The 16,212-nt window shown below is 59.1% G+C and carries 15 protein-coding genes; 1 reads left to right on the top strand and 14 read right to left on the bottom strand.

What is annotated here, in order from left to right; translation table 11 throughout:
* Positions 1-2: 2 nt before the first annotated feature.
* From JUE67_RS09975 to JUE67_RS09960, 4 genes are all read right to left on the bottom strand, one after another.
* Positions 3-776 (bottom strand): ABC transporter ATP-binding protein, encoded by a 774-nt coding sequence (locus JUE67_RS09975; protein WP_203628189.1) that lies wholly within the window; start codon positions 774-776, stop codon positions 3-5.
* Positions 763-1,734, bottom strand: coding sequence for a FecCD family ABC transporter permease (locus JUE67_RS09970; RefSeq protein ID WP_203637144.1), 972 nt, complete (start codon positions 1,732-1,734; stop codon positions 763-765). The genes JUE67_RS09975 and JUE67_RS09970 overlap by 14 nt, the downstream gene beginning before the upstream one ends.
* A 23-nt stretch (positions 1,735-1,757) precedes the next feature.
* Positions 1,758-2,702 (bottom strand): helical backbone metal receptor, encoded by a 945-nt coding sequence (locus JUE67_RS09965; protein WP_203628187.1) that lies wholly within the window; start codon positions 2,700-2,702, stop codon positions 1,758-1,760.
* Positions 2,703-3,074: 372 nt separating this feature from the next.
* Positions 3,075-5,600, bottom strand: coding sequence for a M1 family metallopeptidase (locus tag JUE67_RS09960; RefSeq protein ID WP_203628186.1), 2,526 nt, complete (start codon positions 5,598-5,600; stop codon positions 3,075-3,077).
* Positions 5,601-5,843: 243 nt separating this feature from the next.
* On the opposite strand from JUE67_RS09960, the gene JUE67_RS09955 reads away from it, so the two are divergent.
* Positions 5,844-6,485, top strand: a complete 642-nt coding sequence (locus tag JUE67_RS09955) for an ECF transporter S component (RefSeq protein ID WP_203628185.1) — start codon at positions 5,844-5,846, stop codon at positions 6,483-6,485.
* A 79-nt stretch (positions 6,486-6,564) separates the two neighbouring features.
* Here JUE67_RS09955 and JUE67_RS09950 read toward each other — a convergent pair whose 3' ends face one another.
* From JUE67_RS09950 to JUE67_RS09905, 10 genes are all read right to left on the bottom strand, one after another.
* Positions 6,565-7,008, bottom strand: coding sequence for an Rrf2 family transcriptional regulator (locus JUE67_RS09950; RefSeq protein ID WP_203628184.1), 444 nt, complete (start codon positions 7,006-7,008; stop codon positions 6,565-6,567).
* 53 nt (positions 7,009-7,061) lie between these two features.
* Positions 7,062-7,916 (bottom strand): NAD(P)H-binding protein, encoded by an 855-nt coding sequence (locus tag JUE67_RS09945; RefSeq protein ID WP_203628183.1) that lies wholly within the window; start codon positions 7,914-7,916, stop codon positions 7,062-7,064.
* A 191-nt stretch (positions 7,917-8,107) separates the two neighbouring features.
* Positions 8,108-9,526 carry a DHA2 family efflux MFS transporter permease subunit gene (locus JUE67_RS09940; RefSeq protein WP_203637143.1) on the bottom strand — a complete coding sequence of 473 codons (1,419 nt, stop codon included), beginning with the start codon at positions 9,524-9,526 and terminating at the stop codon, positions 8,108-8,110.
* Positions 9,527-9,841: 315 nt separating this feature from the next.
* Complete coding sequence (locus tag JUE67_RS09935; RefSeq protein WP_203628182.1) at positions 9,842-10,882, bottom strand: zinc-binding dehydrogenase; 1,041 nt, start codon at positions 10,880-10,882, stop codon at positions 9,842-9,844.
* Between the two features lie 291 nt (positions 10,883-11,173).
* Complete coding sequence (locus JUE67_RS09930) at positions 11,174-11,920, bottom strand: SDR family oxidoreductase (RefSeq protein WP_203628181.1); 747 nt, start codon at positions 11,918-11,920, stop codon at positions 11,174-11,176.
* The gene (locus JUE67_RS09925; protein ID WP_203628180.1) at positions 11,917-12,243 is read right to left on the bottom strand and encodes a carboxymuconolactone decarboxylase family protein; all 327 of its coding nucleotides are present in this window, start codon (positions 12,241-12,243) and stop codon (positions 11,917-11,919) included. The genes JUE67_RS09930 and JUE67_RS09925 overlap by 4 nt, the downstream gene beginning before the upstream one ends.
* Positions 12,243-12,671, bottom strand: a complete 429-nt coding sequence (locus JUE67_RS09920) for a cupin domain-containing protein (protein ID WP_203628179.1) — start codon at positions 12,669-12,671, stop codon at positions 12,243-12,245. Before JUE67_RS09920 ends, JUE67_RS09925 begins: the two co-directional genes overlap by 1 nt.
* A complete protein-coding gene (locus tag JUE67_RS09915) occupies positions 12,668-13,195 on the bottom strand; it encodes a flavodoxin (RefSeq protein ID WP_203628178.1) in 528 nt (175 codons plus the stop codon). Before JUE67_RS09915 ends, JUE67_RS09920 begins: the two co-directional genes overlap by 4 nt.
* 243 nt (positions 13,196-13,438) lie before the next feature.
* Positions 13,439-14,338, bottom strand: a complete 900-nt coding sequence (locus JUE67_RS09910; RefSeq protein ID WP_203628177.1) for a LysR family transcriptional regulator — start codon at positions 14,336-14,338, stop codon at positions 13,439-13,441.
* A 36-nt stretch (positions 14,339-14,374) separates the two neighbouring features.
* Positions 14,375-15,721, bottom strand: coding sequence for an MATE family efflux transporter (locus JUE67_RS09905; protein ID WP_203628176.1), 1,347 nt, complete (start codon positions 15,719-15,721; stop codon positions 14,375-14,377).
* Between the last annotated feature and the right edge of the window lie 491 nt (positions 15,722-16,212).

Raw genomic sequence — 16,212 nt, 5'->3', positions numbered from 1 at the left:
CTTTAATGAAAGATCAACGCCGACTGCCCCGCAGGATCTTGGACCCGGTTGGCCTCGACTTGAAAGAGTTGCCCGACGCGCTTGGCATTTAGCACTTCCTCAGGCGTCCCAGTCGCCATCAGTGTGCCCGCTGCCAGGAGCGCCACGGTATCGGCAAACTGCAAGACCTGATTCAGATCATGCAACACCGCGATCACCGTCACCCCGCGTTGCGTCAACGCCTTCAGCCGTTTCAATAAGTCGAGCTGATAATGAATATCCAAAAACGTGGTCGGCTCATCCAAAATAATGACAGATGGGGTCTGCGCCAGCGCCAAGGCGAGCCAGACACGTTGTTGCTGGCCACCGGAAAGCGCCAAAAAGGGCCGGTCTGCCAGCGCCACCAGATCACACTGGCGAAGCGCCGCATCCACCGCTTCCCGATCTGCCAAAGTGATTGCCTGCCAAAAGTGGCGATACGGCGTGCGGCCCAGGGCGACTACTTCGCGCACTGTCAAAGCCGGCTTTGCCTGATTATTTTGCCGCACCACCGCAAGCTGTTGGGCGCGCGCCTGCGCGGACCAGCTGACCAGCGGTTTTCCCGCAAAAGAGACGGTGCCACTAACTGGTGTGAGTTGCGCCGTCAAACAGCGCAGCAGGGTGCTTTTTCCCGACCCATTCGGCCCGCACAGCGCCCAAAACTGGCCGGCCTTGATAGATAAGTCAACCGGCCGCAGCGCCAAGTCCGCCGCCCCGGGATACCGATACGCAACATTTGCCAAGTCAAACACTGTCATGCACCGCGCCCTTCCGCCGGCCCAGCATCCCCAGGAAAACGGGGCCGCCGACGATGGCCATCACCGTCCCGATCGGAATCTCGATGGGCGCCGCCACTAGCCGCGCAACGGTATCCGCCGCGGTGACCACCAGCGCACCGGCTACCATGGTCAGCGGCAACAGCCGGCGGTAATTGCTGCCGACCAGTAGCCGGGAAAAATGCGGGACGATCAGCCCAACGAAACTGATCAGCCCGGCCTGTGCGACCACCGAGGCCGCCAAGAGCACGGCCAAACTCGCAACGCCCAGCCGCACCCGACGCACCGGAATCCCGAGATCGCCCAGCGCCTCATCATCCAGCACTAATAAGGTCAAAAGTGGGCGCAGCCACCACACCACAGCCAAAACGGGCAATGTGTAGGCGGCCACCAACCCGACCTGGCCCCAGGACTTGCCACTCAGGTCGCCATTCAGCCAGCCGATCACCCCGTGCAACCGATCGCTGTACAGCGTCATCAAGATCGCCTGGACCCCGCCGAACATCGCGTTCACCGCGACCCCGGCCAAGATCAGGCGCACCGGCGACAACTGGCGGTCCCAGGACAACACGACGATCGCCCCAAACGCCGCCATGCCTGCGCCAAACGCGATCAGCGGCAGCACCCCGCTGGCCACCGGCACCACCAGCAGCACGATGACCGCGCCCAGCGCCGCCCCACTACTGATGCCCATGATGCCCGGATCCGCCAACGGATTTTTCAAGACAGATTGGAGCAATAACCCAGACACCGCCAGCGCCACGCCGGCCAAGGCCGAAAAGACGACCCGGGGAAACCTGATCGTCCACAGAATCGGGGCATCCGGTGTGTATCGCCCCATCATCGCCTGGCAAACTGCCTGCGGGGCGATGGTCACACTGCCGAGCATCGCCCCACAAAGAAGCGCCGCCAGAAGCAGTCCGACGGCGATCAGAAGCACCAGTGTAAAAGAGCGGTGAGGCGTCATTTGCTGGCGCCTTTCAACAATAAGTGTTTCAGCGCTTGAACGGTGGTTGCGACCTGCAGATTGCCGGTCACTGGATATGTTTTGTCATCAAGCGGATAAACATGGCCGCGTTTGACGGCGGTGGTCTGTTGCCACTGCGGCTTGGCCAGTTCGTCCTTGAACGCCGCCTTGGCCTGATCGACCCGGCCATGGGCAAGCGTCAATATGTAATCGGGATCTTCGGCCACAAGTTTTTCCAAGCTGAATGGCACATACGGGCTTGGCACCTGGCTGAGCGTGCCGGCGACATTGGTCAACCCCAGCCGCGTCAGGAGATCGCCCAAATAGGAATAATTCGTTGCAAGCATGAAGCCGCGCCCGGCGCCAAACAGAACGGCGACCTTCTTTCCTTTCAACGCCCCAGCGCCTTTCAGCGCGGTGTCGGTCTCACTTTGCACCTTTTTGACCACGGCCTGCGCCTGGGTCTCCTTGTTGAACAACTTGCCCAACTGCATCACGCTGTCCGTGACGTTCTGGTAACTTGCATTGTTCAGATACAACCCGCGCACGCCTTGTTGCTTGAGGCCCTGGTCCAGCAGCCCCATCATGCCGCTGTCGGTGATGTACAGATCCGGCTTGAGGCTGGCGATCTTTTCCATGTCCGGCTTGCGCGGCTGGCCGATGCGCGGGGTCTTGGCGTAACGCGCCGGTTGCCCGTCCTGCGTGTCGATGCCCACCAGCGGTAAGTCCAGTGCCGCCGCATACTGAGCGACGGTGCGCGTGCCGGCGATCACTCGCTGCACTTTTTCGCTTTTGGCCTGACTGCTCGACGAAGATGTCTGCTTCGCCGGTGCATGGCCGCAGCCCGCCAACCCGATCATCACGCCAAGGGCCAGCACCCATGCCCCACGCCTGCGTGCACACCCTTGCCCGCCGTTGCCTTTATTTGTTGCCTGATTCATCTTTTGTCCCTCCATCATTATTAATTTAATCGTAACAGTTACGATTAATGACCAGCCCAATCTTACCGGGGGTGTGTCGACCTGTCAACCCGGCGGCGCACGGCCCACGCCACCCGTTCCCCGGTTTTAGTCATTTAACCACCTGCCGGCCGCCTGTCCCGTTTGTTCGTCGTTATGGAAAAAAATTGTGCGACCAGTTTTTCCGGCGCTAAAGACCAAAATAGCCTGTGTCCTGTTTATGGGGTGAAACCAAAAATATTCCTGGGTCTTTGCAACCCGCACGCTGCGAACAAAATAGCCGCCTTTTTTTGCCGATTCATTGGACAAAAAAAGAGCCAGGACATCGCTCCCGGCTCTTGAAAAATATTAAGTTTACAAGGCAGCCTTGATCGCGGCGTTGACCGCAGCCTGTTCCTTGGCGATGAGGGCCACGCGGGTCGCAATGACCTTGGTGTCCATCGTGATCTCGCGGCCAAGTCCTGGCACGTCCTTCTTCGGGTCAAAGAAGGCGCTGAATTCATCCAGCCGCTCTTGGGTGCGGAAAATACCGGAGATCACCGTGATGTAGGTGGTGAATTCCATGTCCCCACCGACTGTTTTTTCCAGCCAGCCCCATTCGCTTCTGATCCAGTCCCAAGCCAACTGCTCGCCGGCCGGGTTGTTCAGGACTCCGCGGAACCACGCGCGCAGATCTTGCGGCTTGATCGTGTCGGCGTCTTCAAAATGCGCAACGACTTGCTTGAGCAATTCAGGATCGGTCAAGCGTGGCACCGCGGCCATCAGGGATTTCTTCACACTTGGATCGGATGTCTTGCGGTAGGCGGCGAAGAAGCTGTCCAACAGCGCCTGATCGCCGAAGTGCTTGGCCTCAGAGATCAGCACATACGGCCGTGGATCCGCCGGCATCGCGTCGAGGTTGGCAGCATGGGCGAGATACAGCGCATGGGCATCCTCGATCACCTTCGCGTCGTCTGCAAAGACCACGGACCCCACCACGGTCTCACGGCTAAGCTGATCGTCGTTGGTGTCTGTGCTTTGTGGCACGAGGCCCAACCGCGCATACTGCTGGCCGAAGATCTTGGCGTAAAGCGCCTTGAGCTGGTTTTCCTCATCGGAGCCCGGCGTGGTGAACTTGCCGAGGCCGGAGATCGCCTGGTTGAGCGCCGTGTTGACAACGCTGTGGGCACTGCCGGCAAAACGTGTGAGCAGCGGCACGATCTCGGCATAGGAGATCACCCCAGCTTCCGCCTGCAAGCGGGCGTCCTGAAGCAATTGCAGCTGCGAGATCGGATCAAAGTCGGCGGCTTCCTTCAAAATGTCGGCCATCAGCGTGTCATCGTATTTGACGATGAAATGCGAGTTGTTGCCAACATTCAGACGGAAGGCTTGGCCGGCCTCGTTGCGCAGAGCTTCGTAGTTGCCCAGATTCAGCGACTTTTCCGTCATGAGCTGCGGCGCGGCGGCATAGTTGCTTTCCAGCGGAATCTGCCACTGCCGGCCGACCTCTTTGCCTTCGCCGATGAAGAACTGCTGCTGGCTGATCACCAAGTCGCCATTTTCAACACTGGCGGAAACCAGCGGGTACCCCGGCTGCTCGAGCCAGGAGTTCATGATCGCGCCGACATCCAGGCCACTGGCATCGCCCAGCGCGGCCCAAAGATCTGCGCCGGTCGCGTTGCCAAACTTGTGCGCATCAAAGTAGGCTTTGAGCCCCTTGCGCAGGTTGTCGTCGCCAAGCAGTGCGCGGACCATCACCAACATCCGCGAGCCCTTGGCGTAGACGATCGCGCCGTCGAAAACGGAATCGATGTCCGCCGGGTCTTCGACCGAAACATGGACCGACTGAACACCATCAGTCGCATCGCGGCGAAGCGCAGAGGACGCCTCGGATTCCTGGAACAATTCCCAGATGTGCCAATCCGGCTCAAGCGCGTCCACCGACAGATATTCCATCATGTTGGCAAACGACTCGTTGAGCCACAGGTCATCCCACCACTTCATCGTGACAAGGTCGCCGAACCACTGATGGGCCAACTCATGCGTGATGACCGTTGCGACCAGCTGCTTCATCGACAAGCTGGTGTTATCCGGATCCAGCGTCAGGTACGCCTCACGATAGGTCACCAGCCCCCAATTTTCCATCGCGCCGGCCGAAAAGTCTGGAAGGGCCAACTGATAAGAATGCGGGAGTGGATAAGGCGTCTGGTAGAAGTCTTCGTAAAATTCGATCGCGTGCTTGGCGATGTCCAGGGCAAAATCAAGCTCTTTTGGTTGATGGGCCTTGGTCGCAAAAACGCCGATCTCGACGCCGGACTTGGTCTGCGTCAGTTTCTTTTGCATGTCGCCGAACGCAAACGCGATCAGGTAGGTCGACATCCGCATCGTCGTGGCAAAATAATGCACGCCATCTTCGACCTTGGTCTCCGGCATGTTGGCGATGATCGTCTCGCCCGGCTGTTCGTCGAACTGGATGGCCAGGTCAAAGGTCGCCTTGGCTTCCGGTTCGTCCACACCAGGAAATGCCTGACGCGCGGCCGTGGATTCAAACTGCGTGCCGATCAGCTCCTGCTTTTCGCCATTGAGCGTGTAATAGGATGGGTAGATTCCCATCATGGTGTCGGTCAACGGCGCGGTGTAGGCGATCGTCAGGGTCACGTCCCCTGCTTGCGGCAAGGTGATCTCGAGGCGTTCGTTGGCGTCATCAACGGTGAATGGCACCGCCGCATCATTTGCCGCAACGGACTCGATGGTCAGAAACTTTTGGTTGACGGCGATGGTCGCTTCCTGCGCGGTCCCTGCGATCGTCGTTTTGCCCGTGATCAGTTTGTTGGCACGGTCCACATTAATGTAAAGGTCATAATGCGTGGGTTGGAACGTTTCATATAAATGTTTTGCCATTTTTCTCCCTCCGGCTCTTCAGATTACTCTCAGTATACGCCATTGTGCACGTGCGAAAAGTACGCGTCGCGCATTCCACCCGAAAATTCAAAGTGGCCTGGCTCTTTTGCGCAAAGCGACAACGCGCCTCAGCAAAATAATCAAATTTTTTTGTAGTAATATGACGACACCGGTGTCATTAAAGCGTATACTTCAGCTTGAAATGACACGTGTGTCATTAATTTGAAAGAGCAGGTGAACCAGATGAAGAATCATTCGAAAGCTTTCCGTCTTGCGATTCAGGCATTGTTTGTCGCGCTGATCGCCGTTCAGACGATGGTGCCATGGCTCGGGTACATCCCGCTTGGGTTTCTTTCCGTCACGATCATTCACATCACGGTGATCGTTGGCGCGATCATGTTTGGACCAGGGGAAGGCATGGTGATCGGCTTCACCTGGGGCCTGTTCAGTCTGATTCGCGCGTACACCGCGCCGTCGAGCCCACTGGATACGCTCGCCTTCACGAATCCGCTGGTCTCCGTGGTGCCTCGGATCTTGATCGGGCTGTTTGCCGCATGGACCTTCTGGGCGCTGTTCAAGCTGACGCATCGCCAGCTCGTGGCCAGCATCGGCGCCGCGATCATCGGCACCGCCACCAATACCGTGCTGGTGCTCGGGGCAATGGGCCTGATCTATTCCGGCCAGGTCGCAACCTTCTACAACGTCTCCAGCGGCAACTTGATCAAAGTCCTGGTCGGCATCGTGATCTCCAACGGCATCCCCGAAATGATCGGCGCGATCATCCTCACCCCGCTTCTGGTGCGGGTCCTGACCACCGCGACCCACATGATTCCGTGGCACGTCGCCGCGCTGGCGAAACCCGCGCAGCTGGGCACACATAATTGAGTCATTTGAGAAGAATCAAAAAGCCGTCGAGCGCGCACTGCGAAAACTCGACGGCTTTTCATATGGCTTCGGCGGACGCTTATCGCGAAGTAGCTTCGCGCGCAGCTTCCCGCGTCAGGATCTCATCGATGATACCCTGCAAGCTGATTCCGGCCATGGTCTGTTCGGCTTGCTTTTGAATCTGATCGTACACGCCATCCAGGGTCTGCTGGATGTTGCCACCGACGATGCATTGGGGGTTCGTCTTGTCGTCGATGTGCAGCAATTGCTGATTGTCCTCGGCGGCGCGATAGATCATGAGGAGCGTGATCTCGCTTGCGGGCCGCGCGAGTTTGGGGGCGACCTTGCCCGGGGCGCTGGTCAACAGGCCGGCTTTGACCAGCCGCGACATAAGCCGCCGCACGAGGCTTGGGTTTGATTCGATACTGCTGGCGATCGCGTTGCTTGACAGATCCCCATCTTGATAAATGTCGACATAGGCCAGCAGATGGACCGCATCGCTCAGCCGATGTGAATATTTCATTCGAATCGCGCCCCTTTCCGTTGCGTTCAGTATACCGTTTTGCGAAGCCGCTGTCAGGCCGTAGCCAAAACAGCCTTGATGGCGTCGGCCAGCGGGGTCAATGGATGGCCCAGCTCCGTGGCCAGGTCATCGGTGGTGCCGGCGAGTTGGCCGTCGCGGATCAGCGTCTGAAACGAGGTAACGAGCGCTGCGGTGCCGGCATCCAGCCCAGATTTTTCCAATCCGTCTTGATACGCCGCATCATCGACAGCCACGACCTGCACGTTGCCATCGATGGCTGCGGCGAGGTCTGCGTAAGTCCGCGGCGCGCCGGAAAATTCATAGATGGCTTGAGGCGTCTCAGTCAGGAGGACCCGCACCGCGCCTTCTGCGTATTCGCGCTCGAGTGCCCAGCCCGCCTGGCCAGCGCCGGCCGAGTAAACAAATGGTTGGCCATTCGCCCCGGCAGCCAATGTCGCCACTTCATTCTCCAGATACCAGTTGTCGCGTAGGAAGCTGTGGGCGATGCCGGCGTCTTCGATCATCTTTTCCGTGGCACGGTGATCGGCGGCCAGTGGCGTGGTCGAGGTGTCCGCATGCGGAAAACTGGTGTAGGCAATGTAGCCGACGCCCGCCGCTTTCGCCGCAGTCACCACGTTTTGATGTTGCGCGGCGCGGGCGAGCTGGCCACCCGGCTGAGATGAAACGAACAGTAATTTGTCCACACCCTGGAGCGCCGCCGTCAATGTGACTGGCTGTTCGTAATCCGCCTGACGGACTTCAACGCCATCTGGCACGAGTGCCGCCGCCTTGTCCGTGTTGCGGGCTAACGCAATGAGCGTCGCATCGGCTGGTGCCAGAGCCTTGAGTTGCTTGATCGCGGCCTGGCCAAAATGCCCCGTCGCGCCTGTGATCGCATATGTTGTCATGATCAATGATCTCCTTTTTATGTCCCAATCAAGTTACTTTTAACGTAACCTGTTGTTTACATAGTAACACCATCAAAACGGACGTCAACCTGTATTTTTAAAAATCACAGATAGCGATCACCAGATGCGCGCGCCGCCACCCGCTTTTCCGTATAAAAAAAACCAACGTCGCCGCTGGTTTTTCCCCACCACTATTCCTGCTGACCGGCCGGCGCCGCCTGGACCCGAAAGGCCATCAGGAAGCCCGCCACCGCGATGATCAGGACAAACACGAACCCAGCATGGATGCCGGCGTTCACCCCGGCCGACCCAGTCTGCCCGGCCATCCCGCTCGCCAACAAGCTCGTGGCGATCGCGGTCGCCAGCGCGCCGATGATCTGTTGGAGCGTGTTCAAAATGGCACTGCCATCTGCACTGAGGCGGCCCGGCAGGCTGTTCAGCCCGTATGTTTGTGCCGGCGACATCGCAAGCGGCGCGCCGATCATCAAGACCACATGACCCAAGATCAGGTACCACAGCGGACTCGACCCGGTGCTACTCAGCAACACCAGCACCCCGAGCGCCGCGATGAAAAAGCCAATGCGTGCAGGCCATTTTGCCCCATAATTGTCATACAGCCGCCCGGCCACGCCGGAGACCACCGCATTCACGATGCCACCTGGCAACATCGCCAGCCCCGTCATCGCGATCGGCAAGCCGACCACCCGCTGCAAATACATCGGAAACAGGTACATCGCGCTCAAGATCAGACCGAAATCAAGCATCACGAGCACCGTCCCAGTGGTGAAACGCCCCGAGCTGAAAACATGCAGATTGAGAATTGGCATCTCAAGATGAAGCTGGCGGTGCGCATACGCGGCCAACACGATCAGGCCGATCGCCAACGTGCCGAGAACCTTGCCGGATAACCAACCGCTGTCCGAGGCCATCGAGGCGCCGAGCACGATCGCCGCAAAACCGACCGTGCTTTCCGCAATGGACAGCCAATCGATCGGTGTTTTCGTCTGCTGGTACACATTGTCCAGATACAGCGCGACAAAGCCAAACGCGACGACCAAAAACGGCACCAGCACCCAGAAAATCGCGTGCCAAGAGGCCTTGGCCAACAACAGCCCGGTCAAGGTCGGCGCGATCGCCGGGGCAAACATGATGACCAGCGCCGCCAGCCCCATCACTGTGCCCAATTTATGCGGTGCGACGATCTGCATCGCGACGGAAAACATCAGTGGCAGGACCAGTCCTGTGCCGATGCCCTGGATCATCCGGCCAACCAGCAACACGGGAAAACTGGTGCTGGTCGCGGCGATCACCGCGCCCACGATGAAGGCGCCAAGCGCGACCAGGACGATCTTTTTCGTGGTCGCCCATTTGGTCAAAAGACTCGATAGTGGCATGAAGATGCCAATCACGAGCATGTACCCGGTGATCAGCCACTGCGCCGCCCCGGCCGTCACGCCAAGCGCGCTGGTGATCGTGGCCAGCGCGATGTTCAGCGAGGTCTCTGAGAACATCCCCACGAAGCTACCGATCATCAAGCCGACCATCGCCAGCGCCGGATGCGCGACAATGACCCGCGCCTTTGGGAGTGCCTGAGATTGTGTGATTTCCATAAATATAATGCCATCCTTCCATGCGCCTGTTTTTGCGCAAAAAAAATAGCCCGAAAATGGGCTACAGAGTTGAGTCGCTGCGCGAAAGCCATACGCAGCGACGATCCTATTCGGCCAGCGCACTGGGCGCCGGCATCATGTTGATCACCATACCAGAAAAATTCGGACGGCGTAAGCTTTTTTTCAAAAAAGCATTCGGTAAAAAGGGGCCCGGCGCGCGCCACGTACAGCGCACACCGGTCACCCTTCGCCACTGCCGATTTTGCAGATGCCTATTTGGCACGCCTATTGTGAGAAGCACCAGTTGATCGCAGCCTACTTTGCCACGACCAACAACGACTTGATCGCGGTGCGCTGGTCCATCGCCTCATAGGCCTCCTGAATCTGATCCAGGTCAAACCGCTTGGTGAACACCTTGCCCGGCTCGATCTTGTGATCCAGGACCGCCTGCAACAATACTTCGCGATCATAAGTCGTCACATTGGCGATGCCACCGCGCAGGCCGACATTTTTCCAAAACAGGTCGTTCGTGTTCATTTTCGCTTTTTGCGGAATGCCCACGCGGCCCACCACGGCCCCGGCGCCGGCGACGCGCACCGCCGTTTGGACGGAGAGCTCGGTGCCGACACATTCCAGCACCGCATCCGCGCCGGCGCCATCGGTCAACGCCATCACCTCGGCCACAGCGTCATCGCCTCGGCTGGCCACGATATCCGTTGCGCCAAATTCACGGGCGAGCTTCTGGCGGTCTTCGTGGCGGCTCATCGCGATGATGCGCGTTGCCCCGCGCAACTTGGCGGCGATCACCCCGCACAACCCAACGGCTCCGTCACCCATCACGACTGCGGTGTCGCCGAGCTTGACCTCAGCACTGGCCGCCGCGTGATAGCCGGTCGCCATCACATCCGCCAACGTGACGAAGGACTGCAGCATTTCCTCCGAGTAATCGGCCGGCTGCCCCGGAATTTTCACCAGCGCCCAGTTGGCATTGGTGAAGCGCAGGTACTCGCCTTGATAGCCGGGATTGGCGCCTGGCTCGCGGTTCATGCAATTACCATCGAAACCGGCACGGCAGGCGGCACAATGTCCGCAGCCGTGGGTGAATGGCGCGATGACAAAATCGCCAGGCGCCACCTGATGAACATCGCTGCCGACGGATTCGACGATGCCGATTGCCTCGTGGCCGACGGTGGTATTGGCGGGGCGCTGCTCAAGGCCGCGGAACCACCACAAGTCCGAGCCGCAGACACTGGCGCGGACGATCTTGATGATCGCATCCGTCGATTTTTCGATCACGGGCATGTCGCGGTCCTCGATCACGACTTGGCCCGGTTGTTTAAATACGGCAACTTTCATGGGGAAAAGACCTCCGATATTAATTTCGATAAGAGTCGGGCTACGCGGGGCAGGCCTGAGACGTCTAGCTGTCTCGTGCACTCGAGGCGAGGTGCGCCTCAAGCACCCGAGCCAAGCTACCCGCTCAGACCTATACGCCCCGCTCCGCACCCTATAGTTAGGCTACGGCTCGCATGGTGGAAGCATCTAGGTAACTCAAGCACTCGGTGGCAAGGACCGCCACCAAGCACTAGGCTAGCCTATATGCACGACCATCCCGCGGTCCGCCACACCCTGATTATACCATTGCCTTTACCACGGCTGGGTGGTTGGGCCGATCGTGAATTCGGAGACATTGGTGTCTGCCGGCTGGTCGATGGCAAACGCGACGACGTTGGCCACGCGCTCCGGGGCGATCTGGTACTGATCGTAAAGTTCGCCCATCCCCGCCGCCACCTGCTTGTCCGTGATCGTGGTGAGGAGCTCGCTACGCACGGCCGCGGGATAGATCGTCGCGGTGCGGATGTTGGTGCCTTCCTGCGCCGATTCCATCCGCAGCACTTCCATCAGATCCTTCACGGCAAACTTGGTCGCGCCATACACCGCCCCGCCTGGATAGGCCTTGAGCCCAGCCACGCTGGACGTCACGATAAATTGGCCGTGGCGCTGGCTGGTGAAAATTGGCAACGCCGCCGCGATGCCATTCAGCACGCCTTTTAGATTCACATCGACCATCGCGGCCCACTCATCTGTTTTGAGTGCGGACAGCGGCGAGTTCGGCATCAAGCCGGCATTTAAAAATAGCACATCCAGCCCGCCGAAACGCGCTTGCGCCAGTGCCACCAACGCCTGGTTGTCCGCCAGCACCGTCACATCGCACACCTGATACACTGCCTGGCCGCCTGCCGCCTCGATCTCGCGGGTGATGCGTGCGAGTTTGTCTTCACGCCGCGCGCCAAGCACGACCTTGGCGCCGTCTTTGGCGAGGCGTTTTGCCGTCGCTTCGCCGATGCCACTGGACGCCCCGGTGATCACGACCACTTTATTTTTCATCGTCATTTTGCTTCCTCCTCATAGACGTTTTTCACCAGCGAAAATGCGGACCAGGCTTTCGGCCAGCCAGCATAAAACGCCAAGTGGGTGATCATCGCCACCATTTCTTTTTCCGTCAGACCATTCGTCTTACCGATGCGCAGGTGGGCCTCGAGCTGTGGAAACAGCCCCTGGCTCATCAAACTCGCACAGGTGATCAAGCTCCGGTCGCGGGCGGAGAGTTCATCTGTTTTCGCCCAGACCTCGCCGAACAACACATCATCATTCAAAGCCGCAAATTGCGGGGCCAGTTCGCCCAATTGATCGCGGCCGGCTGTCTGTTTTGCCATTAGTCTGCCTCCGTTTCCAGCGCGTCATACTGCGCGTCGCTCACCGGCTCGAGCCACTCCGGCGTCCCCGCGGTGATCGCAATGTGCGCAAACCAGCTGTCCTTCGTCGCGCCGTGCCAGTGCTTCACGCCATCATGGGTGACCACCACATCGCCGGCATGCAGCTTGCGCGCCGGCTGTCCGGCCTCCTGGTACCAACCCTCGCCGCCAGTCACCAGCAGAATCTGATACCCATCATGATGGATATGCCAATTGTTCCGCGTGCCCGGCGCAAACGTCACCACGCCGACCCCGACATTGACCGCCGGATCCGCCACCAGCGACTGCAAGTAACTCGTCCCAGTGAAAAATTGGGCGTAGTCAGCATTTTCTGGCCCGCGTGGGAAGATCACACCATTTTTCACGGCTTCATTGTTTTGTTCTGTCATTTCGTTTCCTCCATTTCACATTTCGTGCACGCCAGCCAGTTGGCCAGCGCCGTGTCTGATTTGTCCGCGCGCCCGCCGCGAATGGCCAAGCCGCGCGTCACCTGATTGGCCGGCAAAAGACGGTGCAGCGTCGCCATACTGTTGCCGAGCCCGCTGCCTTCATGCGTGACAAATGGACTGACCGTGACACCTTGCATCGCTGTTTGGCTCAGCCATTGCTGCACCAGCGGCGGGACATCCCCGTTCCAAATCGGAAAGCCGAGGAAAACATGCCGGCCGGTGAGTTGCGGCACCGGCTCGGCCAATGCGGGCCAGTTTCCGCTGGCAAGCTCTTGCTTGGCCCGCGCCACCAACGCTTCATAGGCAGCCGGATACGGGTCAGCGGCCGTGAGCCACTGCACAGGCGCGGCCAACGTCGCCGAAAGCTTGGCCGCGACCAGCGCCGTGTTGCCCACGGTTGTTTCTTGGACCACCCCATCGCGCCAATTCGGGCTGGTCAGTGAAAAGACGATAATATCTGCCATTGGTTGCCTCCTGAAGATCAGATCCGTTACATAGGAGAGGACCCGCTATTAGGTTGGCCAGGCCATCCCACGGGTCTCCACACCCTAGTTGGGCTCCGCACCCTGGTCAAGTCAGGTTCCGCCGAGCCGGGCTGAGACGGCACAGTCTGAATCAAAACAGCGCCCGGCAACCTAGTTCTCTCTTTACGAGAACCATGTTACCGAGCGCTTCACTCGAACACCAATGCTTATTCTGAACACCCATTATGCTTTTGAGGCATGACCGCCGAACGCCTCTTGGAACCGGCGCAACAATTCCTGTGCGACCGGGGTCAGCACGCGCCCCTGCCGCCAGACCAGCACACAATGCGTGGCCAGCGCCGGCGTCAGTGGGATAAAGCGTATCGCATCGCTTTGATAGCGGCCCAGCGCCCCTTCGATCGTCAGGGCCGACGCCGTTTGATTTTCAATCAGCGGCAGCGCGTTGAAGATCAAATTGTGATTGCCGATCACATTGAGGGTGCCGACATCACCCTCGAGCCAGTCGCCCAGCAATTTTTGCACACTGGCGCGCCCCGGCATCATGAGCGGAATGCCGATCAAGTCGCTGGCCGTGATCGCCGTTTTTTGCGCTAAAAAGCTCGCAGCCGCCGTGGCGAGGCCCCATCGCTCCAGGCGCGGCAAGCGCAGCGTGTGGTATTTCTCCGTTGCGACCGGCTCAAGCAGGATGGCCAGGTCCTCCAGCCCCTTGTCCAGCCGGTCCTGAATGATATCGCTGGTGCCCGTGAACACCTCAAACGACACCGCCGGATAATCCGCGATCATCTCCTCCAGCAGCATCGCCAGGGTGTCCGAATTATCCGCCTCGACGCAGCCGATATTGATCTTCCCAGCGAACAACTCCTGGCGCCGCTGGGCAAAATCATGCGCCGTGTCATCCGTTAGCGCCAAGATCTCCCGCGCCCGGTCTTGTAAAAATAGGCCGGCGTCGGTCAAAACGAGGTGGTTGCCGCTACGCTCAAATAACGCGGCGTCTAACTCCTCCTCAAGTAGCCGCAACTGGCGACTCAGCGTCGGTTGGGTGATGTGTAGCACCAAGGCCGCCTGGGAGATCGTGCCCTCTTCGGCGATCGTCAGAAAATACCGTAGTAAGCGCAGTTCCATGCAGACCCCTCCTTTTTGTGCCCATCATCCCACAACTCAGGCCGCGCGCCCATCTTTTTCAAGCGCGGCCAAGTCAAAACTGCGCCGGTACAGCACCAGGCCCAGCGCAAACGTCAACGCATCGGCGACCGGTTGCGCCCATACAACGCCCGTGAAGCCAAACGCGGCGGCCAGTGCGATCAGCGCTGCCGCAAACAGTACGCCTTGCCGCGAGATCGCCATGAGCAGCGCCGGCAGCGGCTTGCCCGTCGACTGGAACACGGTGGTGAACACCAAGATCGCGCCGATCAATGGCGTGGTCAAAAGTAGCGCACGCAACATCAACGTGCCCATCGTCACGATTTCTGGCGCGCTCATGAAGGCGGCGACCAATGGCTTTGCCAACAGCATGATGACCGCGCCGGCTACCAGCGCATAGCCGACCTCCACTTCAAAATCGAAGCGCAACACAGCCCGCAGCCGGGACCAATTTTTCGCGCCATAACAATACCCGATCAGCGGCTGCGCGCCAAAGGCAAAGCCGACCATGATCAGCATCACCACCATGTAGATCTTCTGGGCAATGCCCATCGCGGCCACCGCATCGGCGCCAAACCGCGCGAGATAATTGTTGAGCAGCATCATCCCAAAACTCTGCATGAAATTGGTCAGCGACGCGGGGATGCCAATGCTGACAACGGCCCACAGCGCGCTGCGAGTGGCATGCACCTGCCGCACATTCAGCGTCAGGACGCGGGCCTTGCTGTGCATGAACCACACCAGCAGGGACGTGTTGACGACATAGCCCAGCACATTGGCGAACCCGACGCCCATCGCGCCCCAATGCAAGCCGAACAGAAAGATCGGATCCAGCACGATCGTCAGCGCCGTGCCCGCCAGCGTCGCGATCATCGACTGTTTCGCCAGCCCCTCCGTGCGAATGATATTCCCCGGCACCAGCGACACGATGATGAACACCGCCCCAAGCGCCAGCATTCGGTAAAAATCGGCCGCATAAGGATACGTGGCGCTGGTCGCCCCCATCAGATGCAAAAGGGGCCGCTCAAACACAAGCATCACCGCTGTCAGGACCACGCTGAAGGCAATCGCCGCGTAAAAACAAAACGCGGACAATTCCGCGGCGGTGCGGTGATTTTGCTGGCCCATCAACCGCGAGATGACAGCCGACCCACCGAGCCCAAAGATGTCCCCTACCGCCAGCATAAACGAAAACAGCGGGGCGCCGATCGCGATGCCGGCCACCAGATTCGCGTTGCCTGTTTTGGCCACAAAAAAGGTGTCCGCGAGGTTGTAGACCATGCTGGCAACCATCCCGAGCACCACTGGCAGTGCTAACTGCATATACGCCTTGCGAACAGGCGCCTTGTCAAAAAGATCATTCATTCCTATCACTCCTCACTCGATCGGTCTCTCGCGAGGAGTCGCTTGCCGGATCAGTTTGTCTTTATGGTAGCACAGGATTCGGGAAACTCATGAAAAAAGTTGAGTGCCCGTGGTAAGCATAAACGCACGGGTGGGCTGCGGTCAGAAATTGGCTGGCGACCGAAGTAGAGCGGACAGGCAACTTTAAGCCCGCAAAAGGCGCGGTCTTAAAGCTTGCCTTCGGTGTAAGCGGCTTTGCCGCTAACACCGACGAGGGGGCTTGATTCAGGCGTAAGGCGTTCACGCCTTACGCCCGGACATGCGCAGCAAGCCATTTCTGCCCTCCGCACCCCCTCACATCCAGCACTCAAATTTTGATAGCTTACCTGTTTCGCTTACTTGAAGAGTCGCGATTATAGTCAGTCAACCGATTCACCTGGATTATTCACCTCGGTATTTGGGACATGAAATCGCATCTGGCCGGTCTGAAAGCAACGTTTGGAGCGTTGCGA

It is taken from the genome of Lacticaseibacillus mingshuiensis (genome assembly GCF_016861785.1).
Lineage (GTDB): Bacteria > Bacillota > Bacilli > Lactobacillales > Lactobacillaceae > Lacticaseibacillus > Lacticaseibacillus mingshuiensis.
This window is presented reverse-complemented; position numbering and strand designations above follow the sequence as displayed.

Coding starts and splice junctions, on each gene's coding strand:
- JUE67_RS09975 (WP_203628189.1), bottom strand. CDS start 776: ATGACAGTGTTTGACTTGGCAAATGTTGCGTATCGGTATCCCGGGGCG.
- JUE67_RS09965 (WP_203628187.1), bottom strand. CDS start 2,702: ATGAATCAGGCAACAAATAAAGGCAACGGCGGGCAAGGGTGTGCACGC.
- JUE67_RS09960 (WP_203628186.1), bottom strand. CDS start 5,600: ATGGCAAAACATTTATATGAAACGTTCCAACCCACGCATTATGACCTT.
- JUE67_RS09955 (WP_203628185.1), top strand. CDS start 5,844: ATGAAGAATCATTCGAAAGCTTTCCGTCTTGCGATTCAGGCATTGTTT.
- JUE67_RS09950 (WP_203628184.1), bottom strand. CDS start 7,008: ATGAAATATTCACATCGGCTGAGCGATGCGGTCCATCTGCTGGCCTAT.
- JUE67_RS09945 (WP_203628183.1), bottom strand. CDS start 7,916: ATGACAACATATGCGATCACAGGCGCGACGGGGCATTTTGGCCAGGCC.
- JUE67_RS09940 (WP_203637143.1), bottom strand. CDS start 9,526: ATGGAAATCACACAATCTCAGGCACTCCCAAAGGCGCGGGTCATTGTC.
- JUE67_RS09935 (WP_203628182.1), bottom strand. CDS start 10,882: ATGAAAGTTGCCGTATTTAAACAACCGGGCCAAGTCGTGATCGAGGAC.
- JUE67_RS09930 (WP_203628181.1), bottom strand. CDS start 11,920: ATGACGATGAAAAATAAAGTGGTCGTGATCACCGGGGCGTCCAGTGGC.
- JUE67_RS09925 (WP_203628180.1), bottom strand. CDS start 12,243: ATGGCAAAACAGACAGCCGGCCGCGATCAATTGGGCGAACTGGCCCCG.
- JUE67_RS09920 (WP_203628179.1), bottom strand. CDS start 12,671: ATGACAGAACAAAACAATGAAGCCGTGAAAAATGGTGTGATCTTCCCA.
- JUE67_RS09915 (WP_203628178.1), bottom strand. CDS start 13,195: ATGGCAGATATTATCGTCTTTTCACTGACCAGCCCGAATTGGCGCGAT.
- JUE67_RS09910 (WP_203628177.1), bottom strand. CDS start 14,338: ATGGAACTGCGCTTACTACGGTATTTTCTGACGATCGCCGAAGAGGGC.
- JUE67_RS09905 (WP_203628176.1), bottom strand. CDS start 15,721: ATGAATGATCTTTTTGACAAGGCGCCTGTTCGCAAGGCGTATATGCAG.